We start from the raw sequence: 14661 nt of genomic DNA on the forward strand, positions 1-14661 counted from the left end.
CTCGCGGGAAACCCCCTCAGGCCACGCAAAGCTCCAGCTCCGGATCGTCGCGCAGCTTGCCGAGCGCCCGCGACACCGCGCTCTTGACCGTGCCGACCGAGACGCCGAGCGCCTCCGCCGTCTGCGTCTCGCTCATGTCCTCGTAGTACCGCAGGACGACCATCGCGCGCTGCCGCGGGGGCAGCCGGCTGATCGCGCGCAGCAGCGCGTCCCGCTGCGCCTGCTGCTCGGTGAGGTCGGGGGCGCCGCCGGTGCCGTCCGGCTCGGGCAGCTCGTCGGTGCTGAACTCGTCCACCTTGCGCTTGCGCCACTGGGACGTTCGGGTGTTGACCAGGGTGCGGCGCACGTAGCCGTCCACCGCCCGGTGGTCCTCGATCCGGTCCCAGGCCAGATAGGTCTTGGTGAGCGCGGTCTGCAGCAGGTCTTCGGCGTCGGAGGGGTTGGGGGTCAGGGAGCGCGCTGTGCGCAGCAGCGTCGGGCCCTTGGTGCGAACGTAGGCCGTGAACTGCGTCGTGTTGGCGCTGGTGCACACTGGCGTGGTCATAGCTCAAAACTAGGAGCCGGGCGGCGCCGGTGAATCGGCCGCAAGTGCCGAAGCCGAATCCCCCTCAGGTCGTAGGACGGGTGCTGTCCCCACCCCCCGAGGGGGGAGCCGGGACCGCCCGTCCCGCAGGGGTTTTACCTGACGTCATCCGTGGTCGTACCGGGGTCATCCCGGAGACGGACGACAGATCGCCCGGTGGATCGGTTCAGCACCGGCCGCCGGGGCGCCGTCCGGCTCAGTTCACGACGGCCACCGGGGCGTCCACCAGGTCGCGGTCCACGGACAGCTTCTTGCCGCCGTACGTCTCCGTGCCGGCGCCGCTGTACTGGTGGATCCGGGCGTGCGGCGTCCACGCGCTGTCGCTCAGCACCGGCTCCTCGGTGACGCTCGGGGCCACGCCCCAGCGCGCGTACCAGACGGCGTCCGGCAGGTCGGCGACGCCGGCCGTGCGGGCCTTGTCCAGGTGCTGGATGCCGGAGTCGGCGCTGCCGTAGAAGCCCGCGAGGTAGCCCTCGGCGCGGACCCGCCGGTCCCAGGCGCGTACGTACTCCAGGGTGGGGTCGGCGCAGGCCGGCTTGGAGTCGTCGTAGCCCTCCATGTCGAGGTAGAGCGCGCTGCCCGCGTCGAGCCCGAGCGCCCGGGCGGCCTTGACCGCGTCGCTCGCCTCGCTGGTGCCCTGCGCCCAGGCGCGGGACGGGTCGATGCGGTACGGGTTCTTCTTCGCGCCGGTCACGCAGGGGCTCTGCGAGCCGACGTAGATCGGGATCAGCGACCAGCCGTCGCCGGTGGTCTGGCCGACCCAGCTGGTGGTGAGGTTGCGCTGCGTCTTGCAGGCACGGGCCCGGCCGCCGAAGTAGATGCCGACGGCGCGGTAGGGGGAGGCGGCGCGCCACGCCTTCATGGTGGCGAGGTCGGGGGTCTCGCAGGTGTCGAAGCCGCGACCGCTGAAGAGGCGGGGGGTGGCGGAGCGGTCGGCGGCGGGGGCCGCCGTGCTGGTGGTGGGGGTGGCGGCCGTCGCGGCCGTCGCGGCCGTGGAGAGCAGCAGGCCCGAGGTCATCGTGAGGGCCGACGCAAGAACGTAAGGGATAAAACTACTTCTTTTCCTCATTCCGCGAGTCAACGTGGGCGGTGGGCCCCGGTTCCGGAGACACGCCGCCGCCCACCCGTCCGGAGGCGGCCGTACGGAGTCGTCGGGGGCGCGCGGGGGCTTGCGGGCGGGGGCCGGGGGCGGCGGGCTCCGGGCCGGGGCGGCGGGCCCCGGGGCTCCGGGTCGGGGCAGGGGCGAGGGCCAGGGCGCCGAGCCGGAGGGCTCTGGGGCGGAGGTCGGGAGACCGGGTCGGAAGCGCCGGGCCCCGAGGGCCAGGGGGCCAGGGCCCGGGGCCCGACGGGCCGGGCCGGGGTCAGGGGCGGCGGGCCCCGAGGGCCGGGGGCCCGGCGGGCTCCGGATGTTTTCCACAGGCTGTGGACGGGTTCGGCGCCCGCCGGGCGGACCGGGCCACCCGGTGCCCCCGGCCGCGCCGGCCGTGCAAGCGGGCCGCAGGCCATCCTGCACCCGGGGCACGACCGCGCGGCGGCACCTGGAGTGCCGCCGCGCGTTCGCTTCACCGGTCAGGCACGCTCGATGCCCGGGAGTGGCGGCGGGCGCCGGGCCGGCGCGCCGCCGGGTGGTTCACCAGAGCTGCGCGAAGTGGATGTTGACGTTGTTCTGGTCGATGGCGGTGAACCCGGAGCCGGCCACGCTCGCCGTGTTGTTCTGGTTGGAGGCGCCGGCGCCGGTCGCCGCCTGCTGCGTGGTCGTCACGTTGCCGAAGTTGCCGCCTCCGACGTTGCCGCCCGAGTTGCTCACCACCGTCGCGTTCGAGTGGTCGTTGGCGAACCCGCCGTCGTCGGCCGAGGCCGTGCCTGCGAACAGCACCGCCGCCAGGGGCAGTGCGGCCATCGTGGCCAGGACGCGGACGGTACGGATGCTTGCCATGGTGTTCCCTCCCAGGGGACAGGTATTGCCGGGACTGCTGGATCGGCGGGGCGGTCGGCCGTCCGCCCCGCCGGGTGCTGCTGTGGCGTCGCCGAGACCAGAGTTGCCCACGTGGCGCGTGCCGCATCCGTCCCTTTCGACCAGTTCCCTCGGACGCGTGACGGCCTGCCAACAAACCTCCGGCAGGCGCGATTTGGGGGCATTCGGCATGGTCCGGCCGCGCGCCGGGGGTGCGATTCCGTACGGCCCTTGCGGTTTAACGTTCCGGCCGGGTTTCGGCCAATCTGGCTCGGCGGGCGTCCCGGCGGAGCGGGCCGGCGCCCGATGGCGCGATCCCGACATATGGGATGTTATGTAACAAGACGTGCGCCCCGATGGACGCACGGTGACCGACAGGGCGTCCCCCCTGGAGGTCCGGCAAGTTCGGTAAAGGAAAGCCCCATGGCATCTGATCAACGTCCCAGCCAGGATCAATATCCCGCTCAGGGTCTGCGCCCCGCCCAGGTCATGCGCCCACCGCACGACCTGCGGCCCCCGGAGGATCCGGCCCCCGCCCAGCACCCACCGCAGGACGGCCCACCGCACGGTTCCGACGAGAATCCCGCGGCCCGCGCCGACGCGATACCCGCGGCCGGTTCCGGCGACAGTCCCGGTGACAGCCCCGACGACAGCCCCGACGACCAGGGCGACGGCCCGAGAGACACGCTGCTGTGGACGGCGGCGACCGCCCGCCCGCTCGACGAGGTCGCCTCGCTGGTGGGCCTGCTCAAGCAGGCCGACGACCCGGCGCAGCCCGACGACGCGCCGCCGAGCGCGGGCGACGAGGCGCTGCGGGTGGCGGCGGTCTCCCGTTCGGTGGACGACGTCCGCGACCTCGTCACGCTGCTCAACCAGGCGCCGTACGAGACCGGCGAGGCGGCGACCGCGCTGCGCGCGGCGGCGGTCGGGCGGCCGATCGAGGAGGTGGCGGAGCTGATCGGGGCGTTCGAGGCGGGGGGCCCGGGGGCTCCGGCTTCCGGTACGGCGGCTTCCGGGTCCGCCGGGACGGGGGCCGGGGCGATCGTCGCGCTCGACGGGGGGCGGGGCGGGGCCGCTCTTGACGCCGGCAGCGGCGCCCGGGGTCCGGCGAGTGGCCGAAACGCGCTCGCGCCCGGGGCGTCCGTCACCCGTTCGGCGGAGGGCGGCGAGGTGGCGCAGCCGGAGGAGGCGCGTACGAGCCGGATCGCGCGGGCGGCTCGTATCGCCCGCGCGGCGCGTACGACCGGTGACGCCGGCAGCGTCCCGGCCGGCGGTGCAGGTGCGGGCAGCGGTTCCGTTGACGGCTCGGCCAGCGGTTCGGCCACCGGCCCCCGTCCGCAAGAGGCCGGCCGTCGTGCCCCGTCACAGCCCCAGCAGCCGGCCCCGGCCGCCGACACCGCCTCGCTGCGCGCCGCGCTGCGCTGGCCGACGGCCGCCGCCCTGTTCGTGATCGGCGTGATCCACCTGCCGGTCCACGTACCCGGCCTGCGGTCCAGCGACTACGCGACCGGCACGTCGCTGGCGGCCGCTGCCGTCTGCCTGGTGCTCGCCGTACTGCTGGCGGCGCAGGACGCGGTGTGGGTCTGGGCCGCGAGCGCGGCGGCGGCGATCGGCACGATCGTCGTGCACTCGCTGGCGGCGGCCTTCAGCCGGGTGGACCTGCTGAGGGACACCCTCGGCCACTCGTTCACCGGCGCTCCGGCGGCGGCGATGACGTGTGCGGTGGTGGCGGCCGTCCTCGCGGGTTCGGCCCTGCTGCACCGCGGCTCGTCCGCACCGAAGGCGAACGACGCCTGACCGTCGGGCCGTCGGCTGTCCGTACGGCGAAGGGGCCCGCTCACGACTTCCGGTCGCGAGCGGGCCCCTCTGTACGTCACCGCCTGTACGTCACGTCTGTTCTTCACGTCCGTGCGTCACGCGTCATGCTGTGGAGCTACGTGCGGGGGTTTGTCGGGGTACGACTACGCGCCCCAGGAGTAGTCCAGGATCTTCTTCACGTCAGCCGTGCGGGTCGTCTCGTTGGTGGACGAGAGCACCGCGCCGATGATGGTCTTGTTGCCGCGGGTGGCGGAGAAGACCAGGCAGTAGCCGGCCTCCGGGCCGGAGCCGGTCTTGACGCCGGTCATGCCCGAGTACGAGCTGAGCATCGTGTTGGTGTTCGTCCACGTGTAGTTGCGGTAACCGCCGCTGGCGGTGGTGACCTTCTGCACGGTGGACTTCGTGCGCACGACGGCCTGGAACGCGCCGAACTGCATGTCGCTCTTCGCGATCACCGCGAGGTCGCGGGGCGTCGAGTGGTTGTTGCCGTTGCCGATGCCGTCGAACGAGTCGAAGTGGGTGTTGGTGAGCTTCAGCTGCCCGGCGATGGTGTTCATCTTGCCGATGAAGTTCGCCACCCGCGCGTCCCGGGTGTTGCCGACGCCGTAGTGGTCGGCGAGCGCGTACGCGGCGTCGCAGCCGGACGGCAGCATCATCGCGTACACCAGCTGGCGGACGGTGGGCTTGTCGCCCACGATCAGGCCGGCCGAGGACGCGTTGTTCGCCACGATGTAGTCGCTGTAGACCTTCTGGAACGGGAGCTTGGTGTCCAGGTTGAAGGTCTTCAGCGAGAGCAGTGTCCGGAACGTCATGATCTTCGTGGTGGAGCCGGTGGAGAGAGGCGTGTTCCACGCCTTCAGGAACAGCGACCGACCGGTGCCGCTGTCCATTGAATAGCCGCCCTTGGCGACGATCGTCGGTGCCGAGGCCGCCTGCGCCGGCACGGCGAAGGCGCCGACCGCGACGACGGCACCCGCGGTGACGAGCGCCGCGGTTATACGACGGATGGACTTGATGGTGTTTATCAAGGCGAATACTCCAAATACCCCTGCGGTGCGGCCACCTGAGGACGCCGCTCGATCATGAGACGTCGGAGCGCACCAAATGGATGCGGCCCGATCCAAGTTTTTTCCCGGGTTTTCCCACCCGGCTCCGGGGCTCGCTCCTGGGCCCGGCGCACCGACGGCTTCACGAGGTCCCGGGAGCCGGCGGGAAGACCGGCCGGAGGGCGTCGACCAGACGGTCGGCGTAGCGGCGCTGGTCGTCGGCGAGGTGCGGGTACTCCTGGTGGAAGTGCTCCCATTCGAAGGGGTCGGCGGCCTGCTCGATGTCGTGGAAGGTCACGTGCCCCCTGGACCTGACGGGCTCCTCCCGGCTGAGTACGACGTTGAGCAGGTCGTACCGGAGCGGGAAGCGCTCGGCGAGCAGGACGGCGTCGTAGAGGTCCTTGCCCTGCGGGTGCATGTCGGTGACCAGCCACAGGAGCTTCCAGGCGAGGGACAACTCCGGTGTGGCGGTGAGGAGTTCCGCCCCCGGTGACTCGTCCTCCGCCAGGCGCACCCGGCTGCGGACCGGGGCGACGGGCAGTTCCTCGCCGAAGACGAAGTCCAGTTGGACGACACCACCGGGCAGGCCGGCGGCCGTCCAGGGCAGGACCATCCGGCGTCCCGGCACCCGTTCGTACGCCCAGATGTACTCGGAACGGGCCTGGCCCGCGAGCAGGGCCGGACCGCCGTCACGGGTGGCCGCCGCCTGCTGCGACGCCGCCGCCACCTCCTGGAGCATCCGCCCCGTGCGGGCCTCCTCGATCCGCCAGTCGGCCGGAACCACGACGAAGTCGAGGTCGCGGGGCTCGCGTGCGGCCGGCCCGAACCAGCCCGCAAGCAGCGCGCTGCCGCGCAACACCAGGGAGCCGGCCCAGGCGGACCCGGCGATCGCGGTCAGCACGGCGTCCAGCGCCTGGCGGCGCGTGGCGCGCCACCGGTCGGCGGTGGCCGGGTCGTCGAACCGGGGCTCGCCGACGCGGAAGGCCCGGGAGAAGTGCAGCAGGGCCGGGTCGAAGACGGCCTGCTGACGGACGGCTCCCGGTTCCTGCGTGCCCGGGGCCCGCTGGGTGCCGTTCTCGGTCACGTCCATGAGCGTGCGCGGCAGTTCCCGTTCGCGCCGGGCGAGTTCGGCTTCCGGCTGCTCGGCATCCCACCGGCGACGAGGGAAGGGCTGCTCCGGCCAGGAGTCCCCTCCGGAGTCCGCCCGGGAGTCCTCCTCCCTGGGATCGGTCATGCCGTCGCCTCCTCTATCCAGCCGTCGTCCACCGTCAGATCACTGTCGTACAGCACGAACTCCCGTTCCACGGAGGTGATCCGGTATCCGGCGCGAATCAACTCTCCCTTGAGCGCGTCCAGTTGCCCGGCCGCAGTGGGGGCGCCGACACCGTGTGCGCGCTGCGTGACGAACCGCTCGTGCTGCCCGTCGAGTTCGCGCCGGGCGTTCCACGACACGTGGGCCCGGTGGCCGTCGACGGTCGCGACGAGCCGGTCCCGGTCGAACCCGGCGTCCAGGAGGAGCTTGAGGTGATGCTCGAAGTAACGCCCGCTCGTGGCACCCGAGTCCGCTCGCGGTACCTCCGGCGCCCACACCGGCGCCTCGACCTTCACCCGCACCGGGACGAACCCGGCCGCCCGCAGCCGTCCCGCCAGTTCCTCCGCCGCGTCTCGCTGCACGTCCACCCCGCCCCCGCCCCGCACCGTGAGCATCGGCTGCGACACCGTCCGCCCCCGCGCCAGCACGATATGCGTGAACTTCACGCCGCCCGCCCGCGCCCACTCCCGGAGCGCCTCGACCCCCGCCTGATCCCCGCAGCCGACAGTAAGGTGCGTCTCGTACGTGACCGCGCCGGCCTCCCGCATCCCCATCACCACGCCCCGATCCTGCCAGCGGGGTGCGACATTCGCGCGGTGTTAACGTCGCGGGGTGGCGGGATGCGGAGGGGCGGGCGGATGAGCGGGGCCGCGGCGGAGGCATTGGTCACCCTCGGGCGCTGGTACGTGCGCAACGCGCCCGGGGCGGTCGGCAAGGCGCCGCTGGCCGCCCGCCACCTCAACCCGCGGCTGCGCGACGAGCCCCGGCGCCGGGTCACCGAGACCGCGACCGGGGCCCGGTTCGCCGTCGACACACGCGACCTCATCCAGCGCTACCTGTACCTGTTCGGGGTGTGGGAGCCGCGCATGACGCAGTGGCTCCAGCGGCGGCTGCGGCCCGGGGACACGTTCGTGGATGTCGGCGCGAACATCGGGTACTTCAGCGTCCTGGCCTCGCGGCTGGTCGGCCCCGGGGGGCGGGTCGTCGCGATCGAGGCGTCACACGACTTCCACCGGCGGCTCGTGCAGAACGCCGCGCTCAACGACCGCGCGAACATCCGCGCCGTGCACACGGCCGTCTCCGACAGGCGCCAGACCCTCACGTTCGTCCTCGCCAGCTCCGCCAACATGGGCGCGAACAGCATCGTCCCGTACGCCGGCCCGGCCGAATCGACGTTCCAGATCGCCGCGTTCCCGCTGCCCGACGTGCTCCAGGCCGAGGAGATCGCGCGCGCCCGCGTCATCAAGATCGATGTGGAGGGCGCGGAAGGCAGCGTCGTCCGCGGACTGGCCCCGCTGCTCGACCGGTTGCGCCCGGACGCGGAGATCACCGTCGAGGTGACGCCCGAGCGGATGGCCCAACTCGGCGACGACGTCGAGGAGTTGCTGCGCACGATGCGCGACCACGGCTTCCACGTCTACCGCTTGCCCAACGAGTACGCCCCCGCCACATACCCCACCGCCCTCCGCGGCCCGACCGCCGTCCCCACCCGCTGGCGCGGCCCCGTCACCACCGAATCCGACCTCATCTTCTCCCGCACCGAAGCCGAGACGCTGCCATAGCAGCCCGCCAGTCTTCCCACTGCCCCTACGTCACGTCCCCGTGTCCACGACCGCCCCGGCGCTCCGCGCGCCGGCTTGCGCGTGATCGGCTGGGCGGCGGAGCTTGCCCAAGGCACTACTCGACGGGGCACCGTTCGTTTGGGGCAGCATTCGATGGACCTTGGCCACGGCCAACTTGTAGTCGGTTGATGCGACCATCGAGGAACCGTCGAACACCTGGAAGTAGAAGAATCCCAGCAAAACTGGCCCGAATAGCTCGTACCCAAAGTAGCCGTTGAGGGAGATGCCGTTGACGTCGCCGTCCATGCGAAACGCCATGGAATCCGGCCCTCCGAACTTGATCGGGCTCAGCTCAAAATTGAAATCAGCTCCGCCCTCCGAGAATTTCAGCGTCCGACACGAGGCCAACTCCTTCTTGAGGGCCGCGTATCCAGCAGCCAATACTCTGGGGTTCTCGGTTGCGAGATATTCCGAAAGGAACGGTCCGGAATCTCCCGCCTTAAGGGACACTTCTGCCTGTGTGACCTGACCCGAAGCAGTTTGACCAGAATCGCTGTTGAACGCCGGGCAACCAGTGGCGTTCGAGTCATCGTCATCGCTACTGTTCGTATCCTTCTTGAAGCCGACATCACCGGGATCCAGGAGGGCGGCCTTCAACTGATCCTGAGTGGGCAGATCAGACGCAGTCGAAGAATCAACCGTAGCGACTGCCGTGTCCCCGAGTTGAGCACCGGTAGCCGCGGGTGGGATACCGAAGCCGACCAGTCCGACCAGCGCTGTAAGGGCGGCACCAAGGCCGAAGAGCATGCGCACCCGGTGCAGGCGACGTCTGCCTGGTGAGCAGCCACCCGGATGTTTCTGGTGAGCCATGAGGCGCCCCTTGCTTGAGACCAAAGCCGAAGATTCGCCCAGTCCCAGTATCCCCCCGGCTCACTTCAGCCGCAGTACGGCGGTGAACGCACTTACACCTGCTCCTGGTAGACGCTGGTCCCCGTGGGTTTGCGTGAGCAGATGATCGCCCAGGACTGTCGTCGGCTCAATCCCTGAGACCAGTCTTCGAGGTCATCGCCGCTGTGATGAAAGAACCAGGAATCGAAGCTCCCGAGGGCTTTCAGCTCTTCGTCCTGACCGAAGCGGATTTCACAGTGAACCTGGACGTAGTGAGCGAGATCGCCGTGACCGATCTCGAACTGGCGGGTGAGATCCAGTGCGAACTCGGGGAGTTCACCGAACGAGTAGGTGCCGTACTGGAACAGCAGCCCGTCGGCATCGGGCGTGTTCGGTGTGGCAAATCGTCGCCGGCCGAAGCGGAGGAACGCAAGCCACACATCTTCGACGCCCAGGTTGGAAATTTCCCGTTGCCCGGCACGCAATTCGGCCTCCAGCAGGTTCACAGCCTCGGCTGTCTCCGACCTCCCCGGCATACGCTGCCCTCCTCGTCGCTCTTTATCCGTTGACGCTACTGGGACTGCACCACTCGAAGCGGGTGAGCGCCTTGGCTCGCGCCTCGATGACCGCCGTGCGTGCTGCGCGTTCCGCTGCGGCCGTGTGGGTGGGTTGGGCGGTTTCCTGGGTCGGCCATTTGCGGTAGAGGAGGCCGGGGGTGCGGGTGAAGTAGCCGGGGGACAGGGCGTTCAGGGCGAGGAGGAGGCCGGTGTCCTCGGAGGCGGGGAGGGCCATCCAGCCGCCGAGCGCCAGGAGGAGGGGGCGGCGGGTGAAGAGGGTCGCCGGGTGGACCTGGGGGCGGTGGTCGTTGGCCTTCCAGTGGGCGAGGACGGCGCCGCGGGCGAGGGTGCCTTCCGCGGGGTCCGTGTCGAAGGCCGTCGTCGAACCGTCGGGGTGCAGGTCCAAAGCGCGGGACGTGGCCCAGCCCAGCTCCGGGTCACCCTCCAGCGCCGCCAGGTCGCGGGCGAGCGCCCCCGGGAGCAACTGGTCGTCGGCGTCCAGCACTTTGACGTACTCGCCCCGCCCGAACGCCAACGCCATCGTCCGCGCCACCCCCGGCCCACCCGGCCGCCCCTGCCGGAAGGTGACCCGCGGATCGTCCGGAACGTGCGGCGCGACCGCGTCCCCCGCACCGTCCTCCTGAATCACCCACCGCCAGCCCCACCCCCCGGGCAGCTCCTGCGCACGCAGCGACTCATACGCCTCCCCCAGAAAACCCGCCGCCGGCCCGTGAACAGCCGTGATGACGTCGACAACCCGCCCGCCCACAACGGCCACCACCTCTCCAGACCCGCGCGAACGCCCAGCACCCCGCCGTCCCGCCGCGCGCAAACAGAATGGGGGCGGCTCCCGGGATAACCGGGAGCCGCCCCCACCTGAGCCAAGCACTACCGCGGAGGCTGTGGGATTTGAACCCACGGTGACATCGCTGCCACGACGGTTTTCAAGACCGTTCCCTTAGGCCGCTCGGGCAAGCCTCCCCGCGGGCCGCCCGGGGGCGGCGCGCGGGGACAGCTTAGTGGAGCGGGTCAGTTGGTCGAGTCGCCGGTGCGGCTGCCCAGGGTGAGGGTGGTGGTGTGGGTGGCGCCGCTGCGGGTGTAGGTGATGGTGGCCTTGTCGTTGGGGCTGTGCTGCCAGATCTCGGCGATCAGGGTCTGGCCGGAGTCGATCATCGTGTCGTCGAACTTGGTGATGATGTCACCGGAGCGCAGGCCCGCCTTGGCGCCGGGGCCGCCGGCGGTGACCGCGTCCTGGGAGTCGCTGACCTTCGCGCCGGTGCCCTCGTAGCTGGTGTCGAGGGTGACCAGCATGACCGGGTAGATCGGCTGGCCGGACTTGATCAGCTGGTCGGCGACCCGCTTGGCCTGGTTGATCGGGATGGCGAAGCCGAGGCCGACGCTGCCGGGCTGGCTGCCGGAGTCGCTGTTGCCGGTGGGCTGGATCGCGGAGTCGATGCCGATCACGGCGCCGTTGGCGTTGAGCAGCGGGCCGCCGGAGTTGCCGGGGTTGATCGACGCGTCGGTCTGGATCGCGCTCATGTACGAGACGCTGGTGCCCTGGCCGTCGCTCGACGCCACCGGGCGGTGGACGGCGCTGACGATGCCGGTGGTGACGGTGCCGGACAGGCCGTACGGGGCGCCGATGGCGATGGTGGCGTCGCCGACCGCCGACTCGTCGGAGTTGCCGAGCGGCAGCGGGTCGAGCTGCTGGCCGCCGGCGTTCTTCAGCTTGATGACGGCCACGTCGTAGCCCTGGGCGCGGCCGACCACCTCGGCGTCGTACGTCTTGCCGTTGGAGAAGGTCGCGGTGAGCTTGCCGCCGTCGGCCGCCGGGGCGACCACGTGGTTGTTGGTGAGGATGTGGCCCTGCTTGTCGTAGACGAAGCCGGTGCCGGTGCCGCTCTCCTGGCTGCCGGTGGCCTTGATCGTGACGACGCTGGGCAGCGCGTTCTTGGCGATGCCGGCGACCGAGGTGGGCGCGCGGTTCAGCGCCTTCTGGTTGGCGGTGGAGGAGACGGTGGTGGAGCCGTCGTTGTTGTTGTCGTGCCGGGCCGCCGCGTAGCCGATGCCGCCGCCGATGCCGCCCGCGACCAGCGCGGCCACGATCACCGCGGCGACCAGGCTGCCGAAGCCGCGCCGCTTGCGGCCGTCGTCCGGCGGCATCGGGACGGGGGTGCCCCAGACAGGTCCGGAGCCGCCGGGGCCGCCGGGGCCGGGCTGGCCGTGCGGCGTCACCACGTACGGGGAGCCGGGCTGGGCCGGCGGCGCGAACGGGTCGGAGGAGCCGGAGGGGTTCTGGCCGGAGGCGTTCTGCTCGGAAGGGTTCTGGCCGGGGGCGGCCTGCGACGCGAACGGGTCCTTCGGCGCGGACCCGCCGTACGGCGGCTGGTCACCGTACGGACCGCCCGCCGGCGGCTGCTCGGCCGCGAAGGCGGCGGTGGCGCGCTGGGCCTCGTACATCGGCGTCGAATAGGAAGGGGTGGAGTACGAGGGGGTGGGCCGCGAGTCGTCCGCGATCGGCGGGGTCGGCTGCTGCGGCGGCTGGTACCCGCGCTCGTACGGGTTGGTGACCTGCGCGGGCGGCGCGCCGTAGGGCGACGGCGGCCCGACCGGCGGCTGTACGGGCAGGGCCTCGGTCCGCCCCTCGCCGGCGGAGTCCCCGCCGCCGTACGAGGGGGCGGCCGGGGCGGCCGGCGGCGCTGCCGGGGGAGCGGCAGGCGTGGCCGGAACTCGCTGGTCCCGATCGGTCGGGTCGGGCGAGCCGGCGTCGCCGGAGGCCGGTCCGGACGCGGAGCCGGAGGCGTATCCGGACGCGTGGTCGGACGAGTGTGACGAATCAGACGAACGGGCGGCGTCATCCGAACGGGTGGACGAGCCGGACCCCGCCGACCCCGCCGCCCCGGACTCGTAAGCCGCGCCGGAACCGGATACCGCGGGGGCACCGTCGGGCGCGGTCGCCGCCGACTCCGCAGCCGGGTCGGACCCGGCCTCGTTCTCGGTGCTCACAGCGTGTCTCCTTGTTGGTCAGGACGGGCGGTCACTACAGCGGTCACTACAGGGGTCGGGCTTGAACACAGCATTTCCCACGGCGTGTCGGACCGCCGTAAGCGGTAGCTGTGCAATGTCCATGACCGCGCTGCCGCAATTCATGTACATGACCGCTCGCGCTCGCGTCGCCCGCAACCGGGCGCGCGCGGGGCCGCGCGGCTGTGCACGCGTCCGCGCGTGCCCCGGGCGGTGGCACCATGGGCCGGTGACACATGCGCACGCGGTCCCGGAGGCCGACCCGGACGGGCGACCCGTCCAGATCGTCGCCCATCGGGGCGCTTCCGAGGACGTACCAGAACATACGCTCGCCGCGTACCGGAAAGCCATCGAAGACGGCGCCGACGCCCTGGAGTGCGATGTCCGGCTCACGGCGGACGGCGAGCTGGTGTGCGTGCACGACTGGCGGGTGAACCGTACGTCCAACGGCCGCGGCGCCGTCTCCTCGCTCGAACTGGCCGACCTCGCCGCGCTGGACTTCGGCTCCTGGAAGGGCCAGCACACCGACCCCGAGGCGCCCGAGCGATACGACCTGGCGGAGCGCAGCAGGGTGCTCACGTTGCGGCGGCTGCTCGAACTGGTCGCCGACACCGACCGACGGGTGGAGCTGGCGATCGAGACCAAGCACCCGACGCGGTGGGCCGGGCAGGTCGAGGAGCGGCTGCTCGACCTGCTGCACCGCTTCGGACTCGACGCGCCGGGGCGGGACGAGCCGTCACCCGTGCGGGTGATGAGTTTCTCGTCGCGCTCACTGCGCAGGATCCGGCTGGCCGCGCCCGCGCTCCCGACGGTGTACCTGATGCAGTACGTGTCGCCGCGGCACCGGGACGGGCGGCTGCCGGCCGGGGTGCGGATCGCCGGGCCGAGCATGCGGATCGTCCGGGCGAACCCGGGGTACGTGGCGCGATTGCACCGGGCCGGACACCAGGTGCACGTCTGGACGGTGGACGAACCGGGCGACGTCGAGCTGTGCGTACGACTCGGGGTGGACGCGCTGATCACCAACCGGCCGGGGCAGGTGCTTGCGCAGCTCGGGCGCTGAGGCCGGGTGGGGTGGGGGCCGGGGACCCGGTGCGGCCGGGGCGGCCGACGGCGGTCGGTGCGGGCGGTTGCCCCGCTGACCTCAGTGAACGTTTGCCGCCCCAGGCGTCACAGGAGTTCCAGGGGCCTCTGCGCGCCCCCGGCGACTCCGCCGACCCGGCAGGCCCGGCAGACGTGCACTCCGGCGCTCGCGGACGGCGCCCGATCCGTCGAAACGCACACCCTTCCCGCGTTTATCACGTCAGGACGTACAGAGTGCGTCAATAGATCTGGTTGGCCTGTTTCCGGCCGCATCACAGAGGGCATCCATCTCGTGGCGTTGGGGTGAAGGAGGTCTCGGGGGTGTCGTTGATGGTGGCGCAGGAGGTGCCGACGTCCTCAACCATGGCCCTGCCACATGGTCCCAAGTGCGTCGCGGCCGCGCGCAGGAAGCTGCGCTGCGATCTGGACACGCAGGCGGTGCCGGATCCGGTGATCGACGACGCCGTGCTCGTGCTCTCCGAGTTGCTGAGCAACTCCTACCGGCATGCCCGGCCGCTGGAGGAGTCGGCGGCGGGTGGGGGGTGCGGGATACGGGCGACCTGGCGGGTGGACCCGGACGGGCTGCTCGCGGTGGAGGTCACCGACGGCGGCGGCCCGACCCGGCCGCGGCCGGCCAGCCCCTCGCTCACGGCGCACGGGGGGCGGGGGCTCGGCATTGTGGGGAGCTTGGCGCTGCGGTGGGGGGTGCGGGACGACGCTCCCGGTGAGGTGACGGTGTGGGCGCTTCTGCCTGTGCGGGGGCGGCATGCGCGGCGCGACGAGGCCGACGCTCCCCTCCTGGCGGGCGACCCCTACGCGGGAGCCTGACGCTCC

General features: G+C 71.8%; 14 protein-coding genes and 1 tRNA gene. 4 read left to right on the forward strand and 11 right to left on the reverse strand.

What is annotated here, in order from left to right; translation table 11 throughout:
- Positions 1-16: 16 nt before the first annotated feature.
- From ACQPW6_RS18545 to ACQPW6_RS18555, 3 genes are all read right to left on the reverse strand, one after another.
- Complete coding sequence (locus ACQPW6_RS18545; RefSeq protein WP_433890752.1) at positions 17-544, reverse strand: SigE family RNA polymerase sigma factor; 528 nt, start codon at positions 542-544, stop codon at positions 17-19.
- Between the two features lie 235 nt (positions 545-779).
- On the reverse strand, positions 780-1601 hold the full coding sequence (locus tag ACQPW6_RS18550; protein WP_433890753.1) for a DUF1906 domain-containing protein: 822 nt from the start codon (positions 1599-1601) through the stop codon (positions 780-782).
- A gap of 612 nt (positions 1602-2213) precedes the next feature.
- Positions 2214-2519, reverse strand: coding sequence for a hypothetical protein (locus tag ACQPW6_RS18555; protein ID WP_433890754.1), 306 nt, complete (start codon positions 2517-2519; stop codon positions 2214-2216).
- 441 nt (positions 2520-2960) lie between these two features.
- Between ACQPW6_RS18555 and ACQPW6_RS18560 the strand changes: the two genes are divergently transcribed.
- On the forward strand, positions 2961-4334 hold the full coding sequence (locus ACQPW6_RS18560; protein WP_433890755.1) for a hypothetical protein: 1374 nt from the start codon (positions 2961-2963) through the stop codon (positions 4332-4334).
- Positions 4335-4498: 164 nt separating this feature from the next.
- Here the strand turns inward: ACQPW6_RS18560 and ACQPW6_RS18565 are convergent, their stop codons facing one another.
- The 3 genes from ACQPW6_RS18565 to ACQPW6_RS18575 all read right to left on the reverse strand — a co-directional run bounded on the left by ACQPW6_RS18565 (position 4499) and on the right by ACQPW6_RS18575 (position 7267).
- On the reverse strand, positions 4499-5383 hold the full coding sequence (locus ACQPW6_RS18565) for a D-alanyl-D-alanine carboxypeptidase family protein (RefSeq protein WP_433890756.1): 885 nt from the start codon (positions 5381-5383) through the stop codon (positions 4499-4501).
- 160 nt (positions 5384-5543) lie between these two features.
- Positions 5544-6635: a nucleotidyl transferase AbiEii/AbiGii toxin family protein gene (locus ACQPW6_RS18570; protein WP_433890757.1), complete on the reverse strand. Its 1092-nt coding sequence runs from the start codon at positions 6633-6635 to the stop codon at positions 5544-5546.
- Positions 6632-7267, reverse strand: coding sequence for a hypothetical protein (locus ACQPW6_RS18575; protein ID WP_433894580.1), 636 nt, complete (start codon positions 7265-7267; stop codon positions 6632-6634). Before ACQPW6_RS18575 ends, ACQPW6_RS18570 begins: the two co-directional genes overlap by 4 nt.
- 84 nt (positions 7268-7351) lie before the next feature.
- On the opposite strand from ACQPW6_RS18575, the gene ACQPW6_RS18580 reads away from it, so the two are divergent.
- Positions 7352-8275: an FkbM family methyltransferase gene (locus ACQPW6_RS18580; RefSeq protein ID WP_433890758.1), complete on the forward strand. Its 924-nt coding sequence runs from the start codon at positions 7352-7354 to the stop codon at positions 8273-8275.
- 30 nt (positions 8276-8305) lie between these two features.
- On the opposite strand, the gene ACQPW6_RS18585 is transcribed toward ACQPW6_RS18580, so the two are convergent.
- The 5 genes from ACQPW6_RS18585 to ACQPW6_RS18605 form a co-directional block, all read right to left on the reverse strand.
- Positions 8306-9088 (reverse strand): hypothetical protein, encoded by a 783-nt coding sequence (locus ACQPW6_RS18585; protein WP_433890759.1) that lies wholly within the window; start codon positions 9086-9088, stop codon positions 8306-8308.
- 149 nt (positions 9089-9237) lie between these two features.
- On the reverse strand, positions 9238-9669 hold the full coding sequence (locus ACQPW6_RS18590) for a hypothetical protein (RefSeq protein WP_433890760.1): 432 nt from the start codon (positions 9667-9669) through the stop codon (positions 9238-9240).
- A gap of 52 nt (positions 9670-9721) precedes the next feature.
- Positions 9722-10501 carry a glycosyltransferase family 2 protein gene (locus ACQPW6_RS18595; protein WP_433890761.1) on the reverse strand — a complete coding sequence of 260 codons (780 nt, stop codon included), beginning with the start codon at positions 10499-10501 and terminating at the stop codon, positions 9722-9724.
- A 113-nt stretch (positions 10502-10614) separates the two neighbouring features.
- Positions 10615-10701, reverse strand: a tRNA-Ser gene (locus ACQPW6_RS18600).
- A gap of 48 nt (positions 10702-10749) precedes the next feature.
- Positions 10750-12726 carry a trypsin-like peptidase domain-containing protein gene (locus tag ACQPW6_RS18605; RefSeq protein ID WP_433890762.1) on the reverse strand — a complete coding sequence of 659 codons (1977 nt, stop codon included), beginning with the start codon at positions 12724-12726 and terminating at the stop codon, positions 10750-10752.
- A 247-nt stretch (positions 12727-12973) separates the two neighbouring features.
- Between ACQPW6_RS18605 and ACQPW6_RS18610 the strand changes: the two genes are divergently transcribed.
- On the forward strand, positions 12974-13807 hold the full coding sequence (locus tag ACQPW6_RS18610) for a glycerophosphodiester phosphodiesterase (protein ID WP_433890763.1): 834 nt from the start codon (positions 12974-12976) through the stop codon (positions 13805-13807).
- Between the two features lie 341 nt (positions 13808-14148).
- Positions 14149-14655, forward strand: coding sequence for an ATP-binding protein (locus ACQPW6_RS18615; protein WP_433890764.1), 507 nt, complete (start codon positions 14149-14151; stop codon positions 14653-14655).
- Positions 14656-14661: the final 6 nt, after the last annotated feature.

The organism is Streptomyces sp. CA-111067, assembly GCF_050956065.1.
Lineage (GTDB): Bacteria > Actinomycetota > Actinomycetes > Streptomycetales > Streptomycetaceae > Actinacidiphila.

Excerpts from the sequence above, each read along its gene's own strand:
- ACQPW6_RS18555 (WP_433890754.1), bottom strand. The coding sequence starts at position 2,519 with ATGGCAAGCATCCGTACCGTCCGCGTCCTGGCCACGATGGCCGCACTG.
- ACQPW6_RS18570 (WP_433890757.1), bottom strand. The coding sequence starts at position 6,635 with ATGACCGATCCCAGGGAGGAGGACTCCCGGGCGGACTCCGGAGGGGAC.
- ACQPW6_RS18575 (WP_433894580.1), bottom strand. The coding sequence starts at position 7,267 with ATGGGGATGCGGGAGGCCGGCGCGGTCACGTACGAGACGCACCTTACT.
- ACQPW6_RS18580 (WP_433890758.1), top strand. The coding sequence starts at position 7,352 with ATGAGCGGGGCCGCGGCGGAGGCATTGGTCACCCTCGGGCGCTGGTAC.
- ACQPW6_RS18550 (WP_433890753.1), bottom strand. The coding sequence starts at position 1,601 with ATGACCTCGGGCCTGCTGCTCTCCACGGCCGCGACGGCCGCGACGGCC.
- ACQPW6_RS18560 (WP_433890755.1), top strand. The coding sequence starts at position 2,961 with ATGGCATCTGATCAACGTCCCAGCCAGGATCAATATCCCGCTCAGGGT.
- ACQPW6_RS18545 (WP_433890752.1), bottom strand. The coding sequence starts at position 544 with ATGACCACGCCAGTGTGCACCAGCGCCAACACGACGCAGTTCACGGCC.